At 61.5% G+C, this 18,557-nt stretch carries 16 protein-coding genes; 9 read left to right on the forward strand and 7 right to left on the reverse strand.

Annotated features, from left to right (window positions below):
* Nucleotides 1–14 precede the first annotated feature (14 nt).
* On the reverse strand, nt 15–683 hold the full coding sequence (gene elbB, locus K5E37_RS16460) for an isoprenoid biosynthesis glyoxalase ElbB (protein ID WP_085606045.1): 669 nt from the start codon (nt 681–683) through the stop codon (nt 15–17).
* Nucleotides 684–799: 116 nt separating this feature from the next.
* On the opposite strand from elbB, the gene K5E37_RS16465 reads away from it, so the two are divergent.
* Nucleotides 800–2,035, forward strand: a complete 1,236-nt coding sequence (locus K5E37_RS16465) for a sterol desaturase family protein (RefSeq protein WP_221534511.1) — start codon at nt 800–802, stop codon at nt 2,033–2,035.
* Here the strand turns inward: K5E37_RS16465 and K5E37_RS16470 are convergent.
* Nucleotides 2,016–2,672, reverse strand: a complete 657-nt coding sequence (locus K5E37_RS16470; protein ID WP_085606041.1) for a DedA family protein — start codon at nt 2,670–2,672, stop codon at nt 2,016–2,018. The two genes, K5E37_RS16465 and K5E37_RS16470, sit on opposite strands and share 20 nt — an antisense overlap.
* A gap of 208 nt (nt 2,673–2,880) precedes the next feature.
* Here K5E37_RS16470 and hemB point away from each other — a divergent pair, with 208 nt between their 5' ends.
* Nucleotides 2,881–3,894, forward strand: coding sequence for a porphobilinogen synthase (hemB, locus tag K5E37_RS16475; protein WP_007951836.1), 1,014 nt, complete (start codon nt 2,881–2,883; stop codon nt 3,892–3,894).
* 18 nt (nt 3,895–3,912) lie between these two features.
* Nucleotides 3,913–6,138, forward strand: coding sequence for a polyphosphate kinase 1 (gene ppk1, locus K5E37_RS16480; protein ID WP_007951835.1), 2,226 nt, complete (start codon nt 3,913–3,915; stop codon nt 6,136–6,138).
* 66 nt (nt 6,139–6,204) lie between these two features.
* Here ppk1 and ppx read toward each other — a convergent pair whose 3' ends face one another.
* The 5 genes from ppx to K5E37_RS16505 form a co-directional block, all read right to left on the reverse strand.
* On the reverse strand, nt 6,205–7,707 hold the full coding sequence (gene ppx, locus K5E37_RS16485) for an exopolyphosphatase (protein ID WP_085606039.1): 1,503 nt from the start codon (nt 7,705–7,707) through the stop codon (nt 6,205–6,207).
* A 208-nt stretch (nt 7,708–7,915) separates the two neighbouring features.
* A complete protein-coding gene (locus K5E37_RS16490) occupies nt 7,916–8,653 on the reverse strand; it encodes an amino acid ABC transporter ATP-binding protein (RefSeq protein WP_221534513.1) in 738 nt (245 codons plus the stop codon).
* On the reverse strand, nt 8,640–9,290 hold the full coding sequence (locus tag K5E37_RS16495) for an amino acid ABC transporter permease (RefSeq protein ID WP_085606037.1): 651 nt from the start codon (nt 9,288–9,290) through the stop codon (nt 8,640–8,642). The genes K5E37_RS16490 and K5E37_RS16495 overlap by 14 nt, the downstream gene beginning before the upstream one ends.
* Nucleotides 9,287–9,967, reverse strand: coding sequence for an amino acid ABC transporter permease (locus K5E37_RS16500; protein ID WP_085606035.1), 681 nt, complete (start codon nt 9,965–9,967; stop codon nt 9,287–9,289). Before K5E37_RS16500 ends, K5E37_RS16495 begins: the two co-directional genes overlap by 4 nt.
* A gap of 21 nt (nt 9,968–9,988) precedes the next feature.
* Complete coding sequence (locus K5E37_RS16505) at nt 9,989–10,774, reverse strand: transporter substrate-binding domain-containing protein (RefSeq protein ID WP_085689913.1); 786 nt, start codon at nt 10,772–10,774, stop codon at nt 9,989–9,991.
* A 256-nt stretch (nt 10,775–11,030) separates the two neighbouring features.
* On the opposite strand from K5E37_RS16505, the gene K5E37_RS16510 reads away from it, so the two are divergent.
* From K5E37_RS16510 to K5E37_RS16535, 6 genes are all read left to right on the forward strand, one after another.
* Entirely contained in the window at nt 11,031–11,738 is a 708-nt protein-coding gene (locus tag K5E37_RS16510; RefSeq protein ID WP_007951828.1) for a FadR/GntR family transcriptional regulator, read from the forward strand.
* Nucleotides 11,739–11,858: 120 nt separating this feature from the next.
* Nucleotides 11,859–12,188: a thioredoxin TrxA gene (trxA, locus tag K5E37_RS16515; protein ID WP_003206727.1), complete on the forward strand. Its 330-nt coding sequence runs from the start codon at nt 11,859–11,861 to the stop codon at nt 12,186–12,188.
* Between the two features lie 249 nt (nt 12,189–12,437).
* Entirely contained in the window at nt 12,438–13,697 is a 1,260-nt protein-coding gene (rho, locus tag K5E37_RS16520; RefSeq protein ID WP_007951825.1) for a transcription termination factor Rho, read from the forward strand.
* 173 nt (nt 13,698–13,870) lie between these two features.
* The gene (locus K5E37_RS16525) at nt 13,871–15,868 is read left to right on the forward strand and encodes an acyltransferase family protein (RefSeq protein WP_221534516.1); all 1,998 of its coding nucleotides are present in this window, start codon (nt 13,871–13,873) and stop codon (nt 15,866–15,868) included.
* Nucleotides 15,869–15,937: 69 nt separating this feature from the next.
* Nucleotides 15,938–17,404 carry a 4-hydroxy-3-polyprenylbenzoate decarboxylase gene (gene ubiD / locus K5E37_RS16530; RefSeq protein ID WP_007951823.1) on the forward strand — a complete coding sequence of 489 codons (1,467 nt, stop codon included), beginning with the start codon at nt 15,938–15,940 and terminating at the stop codon, nt 17,402–17,404.
* On the forward strand, nt 17,404–18,372 hold the full coding sequence (locus tag K5E37_RS16535; protein WP_085606029.1) for a CDP-6-deoxy-delta-3,4-glucoseen reductase: 969 nt from the start codon (nt 17,404–17,406) through the stop codon (nt 18,370–18,372). Before ubiD ends, K5E37_RS16535 begins: the two co-directional genes overlap by 1 nt.
* Nucleotides 18,373–18,557 lie beyond the last annotated feature (185 nt).

Below are 18,557 nucleotides of genomic sequence, written 5' to 3' on the forward strand. Positions count from 1 at the left end.
ATCACTATCGCCGGTCAGGCGTCGTTTTCGTGGGTCAGTTCCAACACCCGATCCACCAGCTTGTTGATCCCCGAAGCCGCCTCGCTGATCGTCTGCGCCAGCATGTACGCCGGGGTGGTCACCAGTTTGCGCGCCTTGTCTTCGATGATATCGGTCACCGCGCAGTCTTCGTGGGTGGCGCCCATCTTGTTCATGGCGGCGGCCGTGTCGGCGTCGTTGCCGATGGTGCAGGTCACGCCCGGGCCGTAGATCTTCGCGGCCAGCGCCGGCGAGATGCAGATCAGGCCAACAGGTTTGCCCGCTTCGGCAAAGGCTTCGGCCAGCGCCAGCACTTCCGGCTGCACGGTGCAGCCGGCGCCTTCGATGGCGAAGTTCGACAGGTTCTTCGCCGCACCAAAACCGCCGGGCACGATCAGCGCATCGAAGTCCTCGACATCGGCCTCACGCAGATCCTTGACGTTGCCCCGGGCGATGCGTGCCGATTCCACCAGCACGTTGCGCGATTCGGGCATTTCTTCGCCGGTCAGGTGGTTGATCACATGCAATTGCGCGATGTTCGGGGCGAAGCACTGCACCTGGGCGCCGCGCTGGTCGAGGCGCAACAGGGTGATGACGCTCTCGTGGATCTCGGCGCCGTCGTACACGCCGCAACCGGACAGGATCACTGCAACTTTTTTGCTCATGGGTTTCTCTCCAGATTCATGGCGCTAAATGTCCACTAATTTGTCGTTCGTTGCCATAGGGTCTAGCCGCGGCTACACCTAGGATCTGTCCACACGGATCTAGATCAGGGCGCGACATGAACTTCATTCTGTATGCGGTGCCGTTTTTCTTCGTATTGATGGCGGCGGAGCTCATCGCCGACCGCTGGCGTGGGGTGAGCAACTATCGCCTGGCCGATGCGGTGAACAGCATCAGCACCGGGGTGTTGTCGACCACCACCGGCCTGTTGACCAAGGGTGTGGGCCTGGTGACCTATGCGTTTGCCCTGGAGCATCTGGCGCTGCTCAGGTTGCCGGCGGACAGCGTCTGGGTCTGGGTGTTTGCCTTTGTCCTCTATGACTTCTGCTATTACTGGCTGCATCGCATGGGCCATGAACGCAACATCCTCTGGGCCGCGCATTCGGTGCATCACCAGAGCGAGGACTACAACCTTTCCACGGCCTTGCGCCAGACCAGTACCGGGTTTCTGCTGGGCTGGATTTTCTACCTGCCGATGGCGGTGCTCGGGGTGCCGCTGCTGGTGTTCGTCAGTGTCGCGGCGCTGAATCTGCTCTACCAGTTCTGGGTCCACACCCGGCACATTCCCAAGCTCGGCTGGTTCGAGTGGTGCTTCGTCACGCCGTCCAATCATCGGGCCCACCATGCACAGAACGCTCTCTACATGGATCGCAACTACGGCGGGGTGTTCATTATTTGGGACCGTCTGTTTGGCTCGTTTCAGGAAGAGGACGACAACGAGCCGGTGATTTTCGGCGTGACCACGCCGCTGGCGAGCTGGAATCCGTTGTGGGCCAACCTGCAGTTTTACGCGCAGCTATGGGATGACGCGCGCCGGGCCGAGCGCACGTGGGACAAGATCCGGATCTGGTTCATGCGCACCGGCTGGCGTCCGGCAGACGTCGCGGCGAAGTACCCGATGAGCAAGCCGGACCTGAGTCAGTTCCGCAAATTCGAGGTGCCGCTGGACAGTCGTCAGCAGTGGTACGTGGGTTTGCAGTTCGGCGTGTATGTGGCGCTTGGCAGTTATCTGCTGAATCTGGAACGCAGTCTGCCCACCGGCGCATTGCTGCTCGGCTGGGGCGCGATGGCGTTCGGTTTGTTCGTGTTGGGCGTGGCCCTGGAGAATCGCCCGTGGGCGGGGAGGCTGGAAGTGCTGCGGCTGGCATCGAACCTGCCGCTGGTGTGGCTGGCGCCGCTGGTCGGACTCTGGTCGGCCAGCCCGGGGATGTGGGTCGGCCTGCTCAGTTACAGCCTGCTCAGCGGCATCGGGCTGTATTGCTGCCGCCAGCGCCTTACTCGGCTGGCGTCTTAGGGTCGGCGGCCTTGGCCATTTCGGCTTTGTGCCGTTCGGCCTTGGCCAGTTGCTCGGCCTGCTCTTCCTCGTAGACCTTTTTCGCCAGCCGGGCATTCTTGAACCGGCGGCGCAGCCACAGGCCCAGGCCAAGCACCAGCAGCGCGCCCAGTACCCACAATTCATACTTCTTGATGCTGCCGAGCATGCCTTCGAGCACGGCGCCGAAATGGTAGGCGGCAGCGGCCAGGGCGGTGGCCCAGATCGCAGCGCCGATGCCGTTCAGCAGCAGATAACGTCCCGGCGGATAGCCCGACAGGCCGATCGCCACCGGCATCACCGTGCGCAGGCCGTACACAAAGCGGAAGCTCAGGACCCAGATGTCCGGGTGCTTGCGGATGTGTTCCAGCGCGCGGTCGCCCATCATCTGCCAGCGCGGTTTGCGCGCCAGCAACTTGCGCCCGTGCTTGCGGCCCAGGAAGTACCACAGCTGATCGCCGGCATAGCTGCCGAAGAACGCCACGACCACCACCAGTTTGATGTCCATGTATTCACGGAACGCGAGGAAGCCCGCGAGCACCAGGATGGTTTCGCCTTCGAAAAACGTGCCGAGAAACAGGGCAAAGTAGCCGAAGTCATGCAGAAATTGTTGGAGCATTGTCTGGGTGCTGGCGAAATGAACGCGCAGCCTAACCCTTCGGACACATTCAGGAAAGTGTCGAAATGTGTCTCGACGTGAACATTTCCTACACGGACAATGGAAAGCGACTACCTGTCGCAGGGGTGCACATAACTGTAATACGTTGGTCATAATGGCCATCTATAACTGTCACGCTCGCCCGTTTGCGCGGGCTCAGGAGTCTGCCGTGAGCTTTACCCCAGCCAACCGTCTTTTCCCTGCCACCCGCCTGCGTCGCAATCGCCGTGATGATTTTTCACGGAGGCTGGTGCGTGAGAATGTGTTGACGGTCGATGACCTGATCCTGCCGGTGTTCGTGCTCGACGGTGAAAACCGTCGCGAAGCCGTGGCCTCGATGCCGGGTGTCGAGCGCCTGACCATCGACCTGCTGCTTGAAGAAGCCGCCAAATGGGTCGAACTGGGAATCCCGGCGCTGGCGCTGTTCCCGGTTACCCCGCCCGAACTCAAATCCCTCGATGCCGCCGAAGCCTGGAATCCCGAAGGTATCGCCCAGCGCGCCACCCGTGCCCTGCGTGACCGATTCCCCGAGCTGGGCGTGATCACCGACGTCGCCCTCGACCCGTTCACCACCCACGGTCAGGACGGCATTCTCGATGAAGAAGGCTATGTGCAGAACGACATCACTGTCGATGCACTGGTCAAACAGGCGTTGTCTCACGCCGCTGCCGGCGCCCAGGTGGTTGCCCCGTCGGACATGATGGACGGCCGCATTCAGGCGATCCGCGAAGCGTTGGAGCTGGCCGGTCACGTCAACGTGCGGATCATGGCCTACTCGGCCAAGTACGCGAGCGCCTATTACGGCCCGTTCCGCGATGCCGTGGGTTCGGCCGCGAACCTGGGCAAGGCGAACAAGGCCTCCTATCAGATGGACCCGGCCAACAGCGACGAAGCGCTGCACGAAGTGGGCGCGGACTTGTCTGAAGGCGCGGACATGGTCATGGTCAAACCCGGCATGCCGTACCTGGACATTTTGTTCCGGGTAAAAGATGCCTTCAAAGTGCCGACCTTCGTCTATCAAGTTAGCGGCGAATACGCCATGCACATGGCGGCGATCCAGAATGGCTGGTTGAGCGAAGGCGTGATCCTCGAATCCCTGACCGCCTTTAAACGTGCCGGCGCCGATGGCATCCTGACTTACTTTGCTGTCCGTGCCGCTCAATTGTTACGAGAGCAGAAATAGCCCTCCCAGGAACATTCGATGAATACCGAAGGACTCACTGAAGTTGCCGTAAAAGAAGCTCAACCCGTGGTCGAGCAGATTACCGAAACCCCGCCGGAACTGGAGCCAGCGCCACCCGCGCCGGCAACCGAGCCTGCCGCGGCGGTTCCGGCGATCGCGATTCCCGGCCTGGATGACAGCAGCCTGTACATCCACCGTGAGTTGTCGCAACTGCAGTTCAACATCCGCGTGCTGGAACAGGCGCTGGACGAGTCCTATCCGTTGCTGGAGCGGCTGAAGTTCCTGCTGATCTTCTCCAGCAACCTCGACGAATTCTTCGAAATCCGCGTCGCCGGCCTCAAGAAACAAATCACCTTCGCCCGTGAACAGGCCGGCGCCGATGGCCTGCAACCGCATCAGGCCCTGGCCCGCATCAGCGAGCTGGTGCACGGTCATGTCGACCGCCAGTACGCGATCCTCAACGACATCCTGCTGCCGGAGCTGGAAAAGCATCAGGTGCGTTTCATCCGCCGGCGCAACTGGACGACCAAGCTCAAGACCTGGGTGCGCCGCTATTTCCGCGACGAGATCGCACCGATCATCACCCCGATCGGCCTCGACCCGACGCACCCGTTCCCGTTGCTGGTGAACAAGAGCCTGAACTTCATCGTCGAGCTCGAAGGCATCGACGCCTTCGGTCGCGACTCCGGTCTGGCGATCATCCCTGCGCCACGTCTGCTGCCGCGGATCATCAAGGTGCCGGAAGAAGTCGGCGGCCCTGGCGACAACTATGTGTTCCTGTCGTCGATGATCCACGCCCACGCCGATGACCTGTTCCAGGGCATGAAGGTTAAAGGCTGCTACCAGTTCCGTCTGACCCGAAACGCCGACCTTGCGCTCGACTCCGAAGACGTCGAAGACCTGGCCCGCGCCCTGCGTGGCGAGCTGTTCTCCCGTCGTTACGGTGACGCCGTGCGCCTGGAAGTCGCCGACACCTGCCCGAAACACCTGTCGGACTACCTGCTCAAGCAGTTCAACCTGAGCGAAACCGAGCTGTATCAGGTCAACGGTCCGGTGAACCTGACGCGTCTGTTCAGCATCACCGGTCTGGACAGCCATCCGGAGCTGCAATACACGCCGTTCACGCCGCAGATCCCGAAACTGCTGCAGAACAGCGAGAACATTTTCAGCGTGATCAGCAAGCAGGACATCCTGCTGCTGCACCCGTTCGAGTCGTTCACCCCGGTGGTCGACCTGCTGCGCCAGGCCGCCAAGGACCCGCACGTTCTGGCCGTGCGCCAGACCCTGTACCGCTCCGGCGCCAACTCGGAAATTGTCGATGCGCTGGTGGACGCCGCGCGTAACGGCAAGGAAGTGACGGCGGTCATCGAGCTGCGTGCGCGCTTCGACGAAGAATCCAACCTGCAACTGGCCAGCCGTCTGCAAGCGGCGGGTGCGGTGGTGATCTATGGCGTGGTGGGCTTCAAGACCCACGCCAAGATGATGCTGATCCTGCGTCGCGAGGCCGGCGAGATCGTGCGTTACGCGCACCTCGGCACCGGTAACTACCACGCCGGCAACGCCCGTCTGTACACCGACTACAGCCTGCTGACCTCCGACGACGCCTTGTGCGAAGACGTCGGCAAACTGTTCAGCCAGTTGATCGGCATGGGTAAAACGTTGCGCATGAAGAAGCTGCTGCATGCGCCGTTCACCCTGAAGAAGGGCATGCTCGACATGATCCTGCGCGAGACGCAATTCGCGCTCGACGGCAAGCCGGCGCACATCATCGCCAAGTTCAACTCGCTGACCGATCCGAAGATCATCCGCGCGCTGTACAAGGCCAGCCAGTCCGGCGTGCGCATCGATCTGGTGGTGCGCGGCATGTGCTGCCTGCGTCCGGGCATCGCCGGGGTTTCGCACAACATCCACGTGCGCTCGATCATCGGTCGCTTCCTTGAACACACCCGAGTGTTCTACTTCCTCAACGGTGGCGAGGAGCAGATGTTCCTGTCCAGCGCCGACTGGATGGAGCGCAACCTCGACAAGCGCGTCGAGACTTGCTTCCCGGTGGAAGGCAAGAAGCTGCTGACCCGGGTCAAGAAAGAGCTGGAGCTGTACCTGACCGACAACACCCACAGCTGGAGCCTGCAATCGGACGGCCGCTACATCCGCAACACGCCGACCGGCAACCAGAACCCGCGCAGTGCGCAGGCGACGTTGCTGGAGCGGTTGGGTAGCCCGATTTTGCCGGTCAGCAGCTGACCGCAGGTTTTAAAGCCATAAAAAAGGCGATCCATCCGGATCGCCTTTTTTGTGCCTGCCCGTTACTCAATGCACGGTCAGAACAATCCCCACCCGCGTCAGCCACTCGGCCTCAAGCCCGAAATCCGCCTGGGTCAGCTGGTTTTCATCCAGCCAGTTCTCCGGGAATTCCACGTCGAGGTTGCTGCCGTTGGCATGCAGTGCCACTTGCGGCATCGCCTGGGTGCCACGGATGTGGTGGAACAGGATGGCAAAGCGCAACAGCACGCACAGGCGGATCAGCTTGTCGCCGTCGTCGCCGAACTCGGCGAACTTGTCTTTGGGGATGTTGCGGCGGTGGCCGCGCACCAGCAGGGCGAGCATTTGCTGGTCTTCGCGGGAGAAGCCGGCGAGGTCCGAGTGCTCGATCAGGTAAGCGCCGTGCTTGTGGTAGTGATAGTGAGCGATGTCGAGCCCGACTTCGTGCACTTTCGCCGCCCAGCCCAGCAGTTCGCGCCAGATGCCGTCGTCCAGCTCCCAGTCCACGGCCACTTGATCAAACGCGTGCAAGGCTTTGCGCTCGACCCGTGCGGCCTGTTCCAGATCGACGTGGTAGCGCTCCATCAGCGAGGTCAGGGTGCGTTCGCGCACGTCTTCGTGGTGATGGCGGCCGAGCAGGTCGTAGAGCACGCCTTCACGCAGCGCGCCTTCGCAGTGATCCATGCGTTGCAGTTCGAGGGCGTCGAAGATCGCTTCGAGAATCGCCAGGCCCGCCGGGAAGATCGCCCGGCGATCCGGCTTGATGCCTTCGAAATCGATCTTGTCGACATCGCCCAGCTTGAACAGGCGGCGCTTGAGCCACGCCAGACCTTCGGCATTCACTTCGCCGGTGCCGTGGCCGCCGGCCTTCAGCGCCAGGCCGATGGCGCGGATGGTGCCCGAGGAGCCGATGGCTTCATCCCAGGTCAGGCGGTGCAGGGCGTGTTCGATACTCATGATTTCCAGCCGCGCCGCCGTGTACGCCTGGGCGTAGCGGGCCGGGGTGATCTTGCCGTCCTTGAAATAGCGCTGGGTGAAACTCACGCACCCCATTTGCAGGCTTTCGCGCAGCAACGGTTCGAAACGCTGGCCGATGATGAATTCGGTACTGCCGCCGCCGATGTCGGCGACCAGGCGTTTGCCCGGAGTGTCGGCGAGGGTGTGGGACACGCCGAGGTAGATCAGGCGGGCCTCTTCACGGCCGGAGATGACTTCCACCGGATGGCCGAGGATTTCTTCGGCGCGGCGGATGAATTCGCCACGGTTGCGCGCCTCGCGCAGGGCGTTGGTGCCGACGATCCGCACGGCGCCCAGCGGCATGCCGTTGATCAGTTGGGCAAAGCGCTTGAGGCAGTCGAGCCCGCGCTGCATGGATTCTTCGTTGAGCTGGCGCTCATCGTCGATGCCGGCGGCCAGCTGAACCTTTTCACCGAGCCGTTCGAGAATACGGATTTCGCCGTTCTGGGCCTTGGCCACGACCATATGGAAGCTGTTGGAGCCCAGGTCGATCGCGGCGATCAGGGACAGATTCTTGGCTTGGGATTGCGGCATGGTCAGGGGGTCTCGGTCGATAACCCCGACATCGTGCCACGATCAAACGCTGCCGCCAACGCGCATGGTTCAAACCCTTGATTCAGCGCATAAAGTCTCAAGACCGCGGCGCGGCCATTCGCGAGCAAGCTCGCTCCCACAGGGGTACGCGTTCCTTTGTGGGAGCGAGCTTGCTCGCGAATGCGTCCGTCAGGCCCCCGCAGAGCCCTCAGGCTGTCGCTTCAGCCGTGCCAATGAAATTCGCCAGCTCCGGCGTCTGCGGATCGGCAAACAGCACTTTCGGATCTCCCACCTCGTGCACCTTGCCCTGGTGCATGAACACCAGCTTGTCCCCGACCTCCCGGGCGAAGCGCATTTCGTGGGTGACCATGATCAGCGTCATGCCTTCTTTAGCGAGCTGGCGGACCACGCTGAGCACTTCATTGACCAGCTCCGGGTCCAGCGCCGAGGTGATCTCGTCGCACAGCAGCACCTTCGGCGACATTGCCAGCGCCCGGGCAATCGCCACGCGCTGTTGCTGGCCGCCCGAGAGGCGTTCCGGGAACGCATCGAACTTTTCACCCAGGCCGACGCGCTCCAGCATCTGCCGCGCCAGCTCTTGCGCCTTGGCCTTGGGCACTTTCTGCACCACTTGCGGCGCGAGCATCACGTTTTCGCCGACGGTCAGGTGCGGAAACAGGTTGAACTGCTGAAACACCATCCCGACTTTCTGCCGCAGGCTGCGCAGATCGGCGCGTGCGGCGTCGAGGTATTCGCCGTCGACTTCGATCACGCCGTCGTTGATCGACTCCAGGCCGTTGAGGGTGCGCAGCAGGGTGGATTTGCCCGAGCCGCTGCGGCCGATAATCGCCACCACCTGGCCTTCCTCGACGCTCAGGTCGATGCCTTTGAGCACGTGGTGATCGCCGTAGTATTTATGCAGGGCGGAAATTCTAAGCAGAGGCATGCAGTCTCCTTTCCAGGTAGCGCGCACTGAGGGACAGGGGGTAGCAGAGCAGGAAGTAGCCGGCGGCGACGAGGCCGTAGACCATGAACGGTTCGAAGGTGGCGTTGGCGAGCATGCCGCCGGTCTTGGTCAGCTCGGTGAAGCCGATGATCGAGGTCACGGCGGTGCCCTTGACCACTTGCACCGAGAAACCCACGGTCGGCGCCACGGCAATGCGCAGCGCTTGCGGCAGGATCACGTAGCGCAGTTGCTCCAGCGGATTCAACGCCAGGCTCGACGAAGCTTCCCACTGACCATTGGGAATCGCCTCCACACAGCCGCGCCAGATCTCCGCCAGATAGGCGCTGGTGAACAGCGTCAGGGCAATCGCCGCCGCCATCCACGGCGAAATCTCCACCCCGGCCAGCGCCACGCCGAAGAACACCAGAAACAGCTGCATCAACAGCGGGGTGCCCTGGAACAGTTCGATCCAGGTGCGGGCGATGCTGCTGGGCAGCGGGTTTTTCGAGATGCGCATGATCAGGATCAGCAACCCGACGATCCCGCCGCCGATGAACGCCACCAGCGACAGCGCCAGCGTCCATTGCAGGCCGGTCAGCAGGTTGCGCAGGATGTCCCAGAACGTGAAGTCGCTCATTGGCTGCTCCTTGCACTGCTTTTCGACAGGTAACGCCGGCCGAGCCAGTTCAACAGCTGACGGATCAGCAGCGCCATGCACAGATAAATGAGGGTGGTCAGGGCGTAGGTTTCAAAGGCGCGGAAGTTGCGTGACTGAATGAAGTTGGCGGCGAAGCTCAACTCTTCGGTGGCAATCTGCGAACACACTGCCGACCCGAGCATGACGATGATGATCTGGCTGCTAAGCGCCGGCCAGACCTTGCCCAGCGCAGGCAGCAGTACCACGTGGCGGAACGCTTCGAAACGGCTCATCGCCAATGCCGCCGCTGCTTCCAGCTGCCCGCGCGGAATCGCCTGGATGCCGGCGCGGATGATCTCGGTCGAGTACGCGCCGAGGTTGATCACCATCGCCAGCACCGCCGCTTGCCACTCGGAAATCTGTACACCGAGGGACGGCAGGCCGAAGAAGATGAAGAACAGTTGCACCAGGAATGGCGTGTTGCGGATCAACTCCACATAAACGCCGAAGATCGTCGAGAACGGGCGGATGTTCCACGCCCGCACCAGCGCCCCGACGATGCCCACGCCAACCCCGAGCAGCGCGCCGATGGCCGTCAGCTCGAGGGTGAACAGCGCCCCGCGCAGCAGCAGGTCGGTGTTTTCCACCACCGGCAAGAAATCGAACTGATAGGCCATGAAAGTCTCCCGCGTCGCCGGTCAGAGGTCGGCCGGCAGCGGCTCTTTGAGCCAGGTCTGCGCGTTCTTTTCCAGCGCGCCGTCAGCCTTGGCGGTGGCCAGGATCTCGTTGACCTTGCCCAGCAGCGCCGGCTCGTTCTTGTTCACGCCGACGTAGACCGGCGAGTCCTTGAGCTTCACTTTCAGCGCGGGGACGCGTTTCGGGTTCTTTTCACTGATCGCGACCATCACCACGTTGCCGCTGGCGATCAGGTCGACTTGCCCTGCGAGGTAGGCGGCGATGGTCGAGTTGTTGTCTTCGAAGCGTTTGATGGTCACGCCTTCGGGGGCGACCTTGGTCAGCTCGATGTCTTCGATGGCGCCACGGGTGACGCTGATGGTCTTGCCCTTGAGATCGTCGAGGGTGCTGACGGCTGCGTCCGGCGGGCCGAACACGGCGAGGTAGAACGGCGCGTAGGCGCGAGAAAAATCGATGACCTTCTCGCGCTCGGGGTTCTTGCCGAGGCTGGAAATCACCAGGTCGACCTTGCCGGTGGTGAGGAACGGGATGCGGTTGGTGCTGTTGACCGGGGTCAGTTCGAGTTTGACCTTGAGCTGCTCGGCCAGCAGTTTCGCGGTGTCGATATCGAGGCCGCGCGGCTTCATGTCCGGGCCGACCGAACCGAACGGCGGAAAGTCCTGGGGCACGGCGACTTTCAAGGTGCCGCGTTTGACCACGTCATCCAGACCGTCGGCATGGGCGGGGGCCTGGCTCAGCATCAGACCGGCAAACAGGGCGGCGAGGAGGGCGCTGTAACGCTTCGTCATGGACAATCTCCGGATCGGCGGGAAGTGAATTCTGCGATCGGACAGAGCATGGGTCGTGCCAAGACAGCGATTCGGCCCCGCAAAGCCACGGGTTTAGCGGGTTTGTTCGGTCTTACTGGTCTGAACAGTCAGGTCGGGTTTCGCACTGCGATAGCGCATCGATGCGCACCGTCGAACCCCGCTGGGGCACGACTTGCCTGATGCCTCGAATAGCTTTACAACTGGCCGCACCTTGGCCTGGTCCGTCTGGAAAACCATGAACTCGATCTCCCGCGCCGTACCCGAAGTGGCGCTGCAAGCGATCCGCAAACTGATTACCGAGCAGGGCTTCGGCCCCGGCGATGCGCTGCCTTCGCAACGGGATCTGGCGGTTCAGCTGGGCGTCAGTCGCGCGTCATTGCGTGAGGCGTTGTCGTCCTTGAGTGCGCTGGGCGTGGTCAGCATTCAGCCGGGTAAGGGCGTGTTCGTGCAGGCGCCGGTGGAATTGCCGCGCGGCGAGGGCGCTCCGGCCTGGCCGTTTGCCGCCCAGGCTTCGCCGCTGGAAATCTTTCAGTTGCGCTACGCGCTGGAAGGGTTCGCGGCCGGTCTGGCGGCGGTGACGCTGAGTACGTTTGATCTGGACGAACTGGAAGACAACGTCGCCGCCATGCGCGAGCAACTGCGCGCCGGCGATTTCGAGGCAGCGGCGAAACTGGATTTCGAATTCCACCGGCGAATCCTGCTGGCCAGCGGCAATCAGGCGATGCTGAGCATCCTCACCGCCAGCGCCGACATCTTTCTGGAGAGCCAGAAACTACCGTTCATCCGCGCGGAACGGGCCATGGAAACCTGGCAGGAACACCGCAAGATCCTCCGCGCCCTGGCCCGCCGGGCCTCTGCCGCCGCGCAGAAAGCCATGCAGGAGCACGTGCGCAACGCGGCCCTGCGCACCGGAATTTCCTTCATCGCCCCCGCCAGCGCGTGACTTGAGCTATACCCAAACTCATCGAGTGCCATAGCAAGACTCAATCATCTGCGGCTTCCTGAACAAGGGAAGGGCGGCTATGATGGGCCACGTTTTTTTGCTTACAACCTGGAGAATTCCATGAGCAGCGATCTGATCAAACACGTTAGCGACGCTAGCTTCGAAGCCGACGTACTCAAGGCCGAAGGCGCTGTCCTGGTCGACTACTGGGCTGAATGGTGCGGCCCTTGCAAAATGATCGCTCCGGTTCTGGACGAGATTGCAGAGACTTACAAAGGCAAGCTGACCGTTGCCAAACTGAACATCGACGAAAACCAGGAAACCCCTGCCAAGCACGGCGTACGTGGTATTCCGACCCTGATGCTGTTCAAGAACGGCAACGTGGAAGCGACCAAGGTCGGCGCTCTGTCGAAGTCGCAACTGGCTGCTTTCCTCGACGCCAACATCTAAGCGTCGCGGTAAAGATTGTCCTCAAAAAGCCCCGCAAATTGCGGGGCTTTTTGCGTATTCAGGGCTAGACGCTCCGAAACTCAGGTGATACATTCGGCCCCGCACTGGTTTCTCCACTGCCCCCTGCTAGCCGTCGCCGACGCACTCCATTTCGAATAAGTACGCGATCCTGTCGCCTTCTCCGCGGCGCGGCCTCATTAAGCCAAAAGCTTAATTTCCCCCCTCCATAAATGATTACGTCATTCCTATATGAATCTGACTGAACTCAAGCAAAAGCCGATTACCGAACTGCTCGAATTGGCCGAACAGATGGGCATAGAAAATATGGCCCGTTCGCGCAAGCAGGACGTGATTTTCTCCCTGCTGAAAAAGCACGCTAAAAGCGGTGAGGAAATCTCCGGTGATGGCGTGCTGGAGATTCTCCAGGACGGCTTCGGCTTCCTGCGCTCCGCTGACGCTTCCTACCTTGCCGGTCCTGACGACATCTACGTCTCGCCGAGCCAGATCCGCCGTTTCAACTTGCGCACCGGTGACACCATCGTTGGCAAGATCCGCCCTCCGAAGGAAGGCGAGCGTTATTTCGCCCTGCTCAAGGTCGACACGATCAACTTCGATCGCCCTGAGAACGCGAAGAACAAGATTCTCTTCGAGAACCTGACCCCGCTGTTCCCGAACGTGCGCATGAAGATGGAAGCCGGCAACGGTTCCACCGAAGACCTCACCGGTCGTGTGATCGACCTGTGCGCCCCGATCGGCAAAGGCCAGCGTGGTCTGATCGTTGCACCGCCGAAAGCCGGTAAAACGATCATGCTGCAGAACATTGCAGCGAACATCGCCCGTAACAATCCTGAAGTTCACCTGATCGTGCTGTTGATCGACGAACGTCCGGAAGAAGTGACCGAAATGCAGCGCACCGTGCGCGGCGAAGTGGTTGCCTCGACCTTCGACGAGCCGCCGACCCGTCACGTGCAAGTGGCTGAAATGGTGATCGAGAAGGCCAAGCGCCTGGTCGAACACAAGAAGGACGTGGTGATCCTGCTCGACTCCATCACCCGTCTGGCCCGTGCCTACAACACCGTGATCCCGAGCTCCGGCAAGGTGCTGACCGGTGGTGTCGATGCCCACGCCCTGGAGAAACCGAAGCGTTTCTTCGGCGCTGCGCGCAACATCGAAGAAGGCGGCTCGCTGACCATCATCGCCACCGCGCTGGTTGAAACCGGCTCGAAGATGGACGAAGTGATCTACGAAGAGTTCAAGGGCACCGGCAACATGGAGCTGCCACTGGACCGTCGTATCGCCGAGAAACGTGTGTTCCCGGCCATCAACATCAACAAGTCCGGTACCCGTCGCGAAGAGCTGTTGACCGCCGACGACGAACTGCAGCGTATGTGGATCCTGCGCAAGCTGCTGCACCCGATGGACGAAGTGGCGGCCATCGAGTTCCTGGTCGACAAGCTGAAAACGACCAAGACCAACGACGAATTCTTCCTGTCGATGAAGCGCAAGTAACATCGTCGGTTGATTCAGAAAATGGCGTCCCTCAGGGGGCGCCATTTTTTTTGCCTGTTTTCTGTCCGGGACGATGGGAGGTTTGCGATCTGGTAAGGTCATTGAGTTGGCAAAACAAAGAAGCAGCATTCAAGGCTGTACAAAAATAACCATCTGATTGGCATCAAGGATTTATGAGCACACTCGCTTATCGAAGGGATATCGACGGCTTGCGCGCAGTCGCTGTAATTGCCGTGGTGTTGTTCCATTTTGGCGTCCCCGGAATTACCGGCGGTTTTGTCGGCGTGGACGTGTTTTTCGTGATCTCCGGCTACCTCATCACCTCGATCATCTGGAACCAGCGCCAGGCGGGCAGGTTCAGCTTCGTCGAGTTCTGGTCGCGGCGAGCGCGGCGGATTCTGCCGGCGCTGTTTGCGATGATCATTGCGGTGCTGGCGGTGGGTTGGTTCCTGCTGGCGCCCAAGGACTACGAAGAACTCGGGCGCTCGGTGCGCTATCAGGTGATGTTCGTCTCGAACATTCTGTTCATGCGCCAGGACGGCTATTTCGATGTTGCCTCGGACCTCAAACCGCTGCTGCATACCTGGTCGCTGGCGGTGGAGGAGCAGTTCTACATCGTCTTTCCGCTGTTGCTGACCCTGATGTCGAGCCGCTTGAAACACTGGCGGCTTGCGCTGTTCGGCATCTTGCTCGTTTCGTTCGGGTTGAGTGTATGGGCGGTCCATCATCACCCGGAAAAAGCCTTCTTTCTGTTGCCGATGCGGGCGTGGGAGCTGTTGGCCGGTGCGATGCTGGCGATCGCGCCGAAGCATGCCTGGCGCCTCAAGCCGATGGCCGCACAACTGTTGAGCCTGCTCGGCATGGGCCTGATTCTGTTGGCGGTGTTCGGTTTCGACAAGCGTACGCCGTTCCCCGGTGCGGCCGCATTGCTGCCGGTGCTTGGCGTCGTGCTGCTGATCCTGGCCAACGGTCATCGCCAGACCTGGGTGGGTCAATTCTTGAGCAGCCGGGTCATGGTCGGCCTGGGTCTGATTTCCTATTCCTGGTACCTGTGGCACTGGCCGGTGTTCGTGTTTTCCAGCTACGCCAGCGTCGAGGAACCGAGCGCCTTCGACAGTGCCGGGCTGATCCTGCTGACCCTGGTGCTGGGTTATCTGTCGTGGAAATTCGTCGAGACGCCGTTTCGCGAGCGGCGTTTGCTGGCCGGGCGTCGGCAGATTCTCCTGGCGGGTGCCTGCGGCGTGCTGGTGCTCGGGCTGGCAGGGCAAACCCTGCGCTGGACCGATGGCCTGCCGTGGCGCCTGTCCGATCAGGCGCTGCAATACGCCAAGGGCCGCGAATGGCGGCCGGAACTGATGGCATGCCTGGCCGACGACAAGACGCCGGATGACAAACTGTTCTGCCGCTACGGCCAGCAGGACCGTCCGTCACGTGCGCTGGTCTGGGGTGACAGCCATGCCACCGCGCTGATTCCGGTGTTCGACGATGGCGCCAAAGCCCATGGCGTCAGCGTAATCCTCGCCAGTTCGGCCGGTTGCGTTCCGGTGGCGGGAATTGAGCATGACGCCCACTGCGTGCGGTTCAATCAGCGGGTCGAACAGGCACTCAAGCCGCAGAGAGTCAGCGATGTGGTGCTGGTCGCGCGCTGGAGCCTGTATCTCTATGGCGACACGAAAAGTGGCCTGGATCACGCATTGAAAGCAGCCGACGGACATTACGACCGGGTCATCGCCGAGCAGCGTCTGGCCGAAGGCCTTCGTGCACGGGTGGCGCAGTTGCGAGCCGGTGGGCATCGGGTCTGGCTGGTGAAAGAGGTGCCGTTGCAGGCTTTCAGTCCGCCGTACCGCCTGACGCGGCTGGCGATGCTGGATCGCCCGGTGGATGACGTCGGGCTGAATGTCGCCGAACACCACAAGCGCCAGGCGTTCATCAGTCAGCTGTTCGCCGATCTGGCAAAAGACCCGGCGGTGCGAGTCATCGATCCGGCGCCGAAGCTGTGCGATGAAAGCGGCCTGTGCCGTGCCGAGCTCGGTGGTTACTCGCTGTACACCGATGACAATCACCTGTCGGAAGTCGGCGCGCGCTTCGTGGCGCCGATCCTCGAACCGCTGTTTGTCGGGCTGCAGGCCAGGGCAAATCTCGGAAAAGGTCAGGCGAATGCAGCCAAGTAAGCAGTGACGGGCTGCCAGCGACCGGCATAGCAGGTAGGATGTACGCCTATTTTGAGGGTGCCATCGTCAATGAAATTCAAGGATCTTCGGGATTTCGTGCAGCAGCTTGAGCAGCGCGGAGAGTTGAAACGCATCCAGATTCCCGTCTCGCCGGTGCTGGAGATGACCGAGGTGTGCGACCGCACGCTGCGGGCCAAGGGCCCGGCGCTGCTGTTCGAGAAGCCGACCGGTTACGACATCCCGGTGCTCGGCAACCTGTTCGGCACTCCCGAGCGGGTGGCCATGGGCATGGGCGCCGAGTCGGTCAGCGAGCTGCGCGAAATCGGCAAGCTGCTGGCGTTCCTCAAGGAACCTGAGCCGCCGAAGGGCTTGAAGGACGCGTGGTCGAAGCTGCCGATCTTCCGCAAAATCATCGCGATGGCACCGAAAGTCGTTAAAGACGCGCCGTGCCAGGAAGTGGTCATCGAAGGCGATGACGTCGATCTGGCGATGCTGCCGGTACAGACCTGCTGGCCGGGCGACGTGGCGCCGCTGATCACCTGGGGCCTGACGGTCACCAAAGGCCCGAACAAGGATCGGCAGAATCTCGGCATCTACCGTCAGCAAGTGATCGGCCGCAACAAGGTCATCATGCGCTGGCTCAGCCACCGTGGCGGCGCGCTGGATTTCCGTGAGTGGTGCGAGAAGCATCCGGGGCAGCCGTTCCCGGTGTCCGTGGCCCTTGGCGCGGATCCGGCGACCATTCTCGGCGCCGTTACTCCGGTGCCGGACAGCCTCTCCGAATACGCCTTCGCCGGTCTGCTGCGCGACAGCCGCACGGAACTGGTGAAGTGCCGTGGCAACGACCTGCAAGTGCCGGCCACTGCCGAAATCATTCTTGAAGGCGTGATCCATCCGGGCGAGATGGCCGATGAAGGCCCGTACGGTGACCACACCGGTTACTACAACGAAGTCGACAGCTTCCCGGTGTTCACCGTCGAGCGTATTACCCACCGGATCAAGCCGATCTACCACAGCACCTACACCGGCCGTCCGCCGGATGAGCCGGCGATTCTCGGCGTGGCGCTGAACGAAGTGTTCGTGCCGATCCTGCAAAAGCAGTTTCCGGAGATCACCGACTTCTACCTGCCGCCGGAAGGCTGCTCGTACCGCATGGCCGTGGTGACGATGAAGAAGTCGTATCCGGGCCACGCCAAGCGCGTGATGTTGGGTGTCTGGTCGTTTTTGCGACAGTTCATGTACACCAAGTTCGTTATCGTCACCGACGACGACATCAACGCGCGTGACTGGAACGACGTGATCTGGGCCATCACCACGCGCATGGACCCCAAGCGCGACACGGTGATGATCGACAACACGCCGATCGACTACCTCGACTTCGCCTCGCCGGTGTCGGGGCTCGGCTCGAAGATGGGCCTGGACGCCACCCACAAGTGGCCGGGCGAAACCACTCGCGAGTGGGGCCGCGTCATCGTCAAGGATGACGCCGTCACCCAACGGATCGATGCCATCTGGAATCAGTTAGGAATAGATTGATGCGTGTAACCCTGCAGCCCTCCGGAGCGGTGCTCGAGATACAGCCCGGAGAGCGGATTCTCGATGGTGCGCGGCGCCTGGGCTACGAATGCCCGCAAAGCTGTCGCAACGGCAATTGCCATGTGTGTGCGGCGCTGCTGGTGGAAGGCCGGGTCGAACAGGCCGGCAAGGTGCACGACCACGGCGAGTTCTACACTTGCATAGCGGAGCCGCTGGAAGACTGCATCGTGCTGTGGGATGGCGTGCTCGCGCTGGGAGAACTGCCCGTGCGCAGCGTGTCGTGTCAGGTCATCGAATGCCGGGATGTCGGTGGCGATACCTTTCGTGTGCGCCTGCGGGCACCGGCCGGCAAGCCGCCGCGCTACCACGCTGGCCAATACTTGATGATCGAGCGCGAGAGCGGCGAGAAGTCGGCGTTCTCCATGGCCTCGGCGCCCCACGGCGGGCGCGATCTGGAAATCCATGTGCTGGCGCGCGAATCCAGTGCGCTGAGCCTGATCGATCAGCTCACGCGCAACCCGATGGTGCGGGTCGAGCTGCCGTTCGGCGACACCCATCTGGCGGAACTGCCGGACGGGCCGCTGGTGCTGATCGCCGCCGGCACCGGCATGGGCCAGATCCACAGCCTGATCGAACATTGCCGGGCCAATGGCTTCAAACATCCGGTGCACTTGTACTGGGGCGTGCGTCGTCCGGAAGATTTTTACGAAATCGAACATTGGGACGAATGGCTGAAGTTGCCCAATCTGTTCCTGCACAAGGTCGTCAGTGACCAGTGCGGCTGGGAAGGGCGCTGTGGCATGTTGCACGAAGCGGTCTGTGAGGATTTCCCCGATCTGAAACCGCTGCACGTCTATGCCAGCGGCTCGCCGGCCATGGTCTACGGCACGCTGGATGCGCTGGTGGAAGCGGGGATGGATGCCCATCAGATGCGTGCGGATGTGTTCGCTTACGCGCCTCGCTCGTAAGTTCGTTATAACTCTCTATATAGCCGATCGGTATTTATGTAATTGCATAAATGCCGGTAGGTTATATATCAATCAGGCAATCAATTAAGAACTGTGCCATGGCACTCAAATTGCCTTAAAACATATGTGCCTTATTGTTACAGCGGTGCGTTCTATTAAGTAATTCTTCACCCGCGGGGAGCTGA

It is taken from the genome of Pseudomonas sp. RIT778 (assembly GCF_019718735.1).
Lineage (GTDB): Bacteria > Pseudomonadota > Gammaproteobacteria > Pseudomonadales > Pseudomonadaceae > Aquipseudomonas > Aquipseudomonas aphyarum.

What these genes read in the sequence shown, in the direction of transcription:
- elbB (WP_085606045.1), bottom strand. Translation starts at nt 683, where the DNA reads ATGAGCAAAAAAGTTGCAGTGATCCTGTCCGGTTGCGGCGTGTACGAC.
- K5E37_RS16465 (WP_221534511.1), top strand. Translation starts at nt 800, where the DNA reads ATGAACTTCATTCTGTATGCGGTGCCGTTTTTCTTCGTATTGATGGCG.
- K5E37_RS16470 (WP_085606041.1), bottom strand. Translation starts at nt 2,672, where the DNA reads ATGCTCCAACAATTTCTGCATGACTTCGGCTACTTTGCCCTGTTTCTC.
- ppk1 (WP_007951835.1), top strand. Translation starts at nt 3,913, where the DNA reads ATGAATACCGAAGGACTCACTGAAGTTGCCGTAAAAGAAGCTCAACCC.
- ppx (WP_085606039.1), bottom strand. Translation starts at nt 7,707, where the DNA reads ATGCCGCAATCCCAAGCCAAGAATCTGTCCCTGATCGCCGCGATCGAC.
- K5E37_RS16490 (WP_221534513.1), bottom strand. Translation starts at nt 8,653, where the DNA reads ATGCCTCTGCTTAGAATTTCCGCCCTGCATAAATACTACGGCGATCAC.
- K5E37_RS16495 (WP_085606037.1), bottom strand. Translation starts at nt 9,290, where the DNA reads ATGAGCGACTTCACGTTCTGGGACATCCTGCGCAACCTGCTGACCGGC.
- K5E37_RS16500 (WP_085606035.1), bottom strand. Translation starts at nt 9,967, where the DNA reads ATGGCCTATCAGTTCGATTTCTTGCCGGTGGTGGAAAACACCGACCTG.
- K5E37_RS16505 (WP_085689913.1), bottom strand. Translation starts at nt 10,774, where the DNA reads ATGACGAAGCGTTACAGCGCCCTCCTCGCCGCCCTGTTTGCCGGTCTG.
- K5E37_RS16510 (WP_007951828.1), top strand. Translation starts at nt 11,031, where the DNA reads ATGAACTCGATCTCCCGCGCCGTACCCGAAGTGGCGCTGCAAGCGATC.
- trxA (WP_003206727.1), top strand. Translation starts at nt 11,859, where the DNA reads ATGAGCAGCGATCTGATCAAACACGTTAGCGACGCTAGCTTCGAAGCC.
- rho (WP_007951825.1), top strand. Translation starts at nt 12,438, where the DNA reads ATGAATCTGACTGAACTCAAGCAAAAGCCGATTACCGAACTGCTCGAA.
- K5E37_RS16525 (WP_221534516.1), top strand. Translation starts at nt 13,871, where the DNA reads ATGAGCACACTCGCTTATCGAAGGGATATCGACGGCTTGCGCGCAGTC.
- ubiD (WP_007951823.1), top strand. Translation starts at nt 15,938, where the DNA reads ATGAAATTCAAGGATCTTCGGGATTTCGTGCAGCAGCTTGAGCAGCGC.
- K5E37_RS16535 (WP_085606029.1), top strand. Translation starts at nt 17,404, where the DNA reads ATGCGTGTAACCCTGCAGCCCTCCGGAGCGGTGCTCGAGATACAGCCC.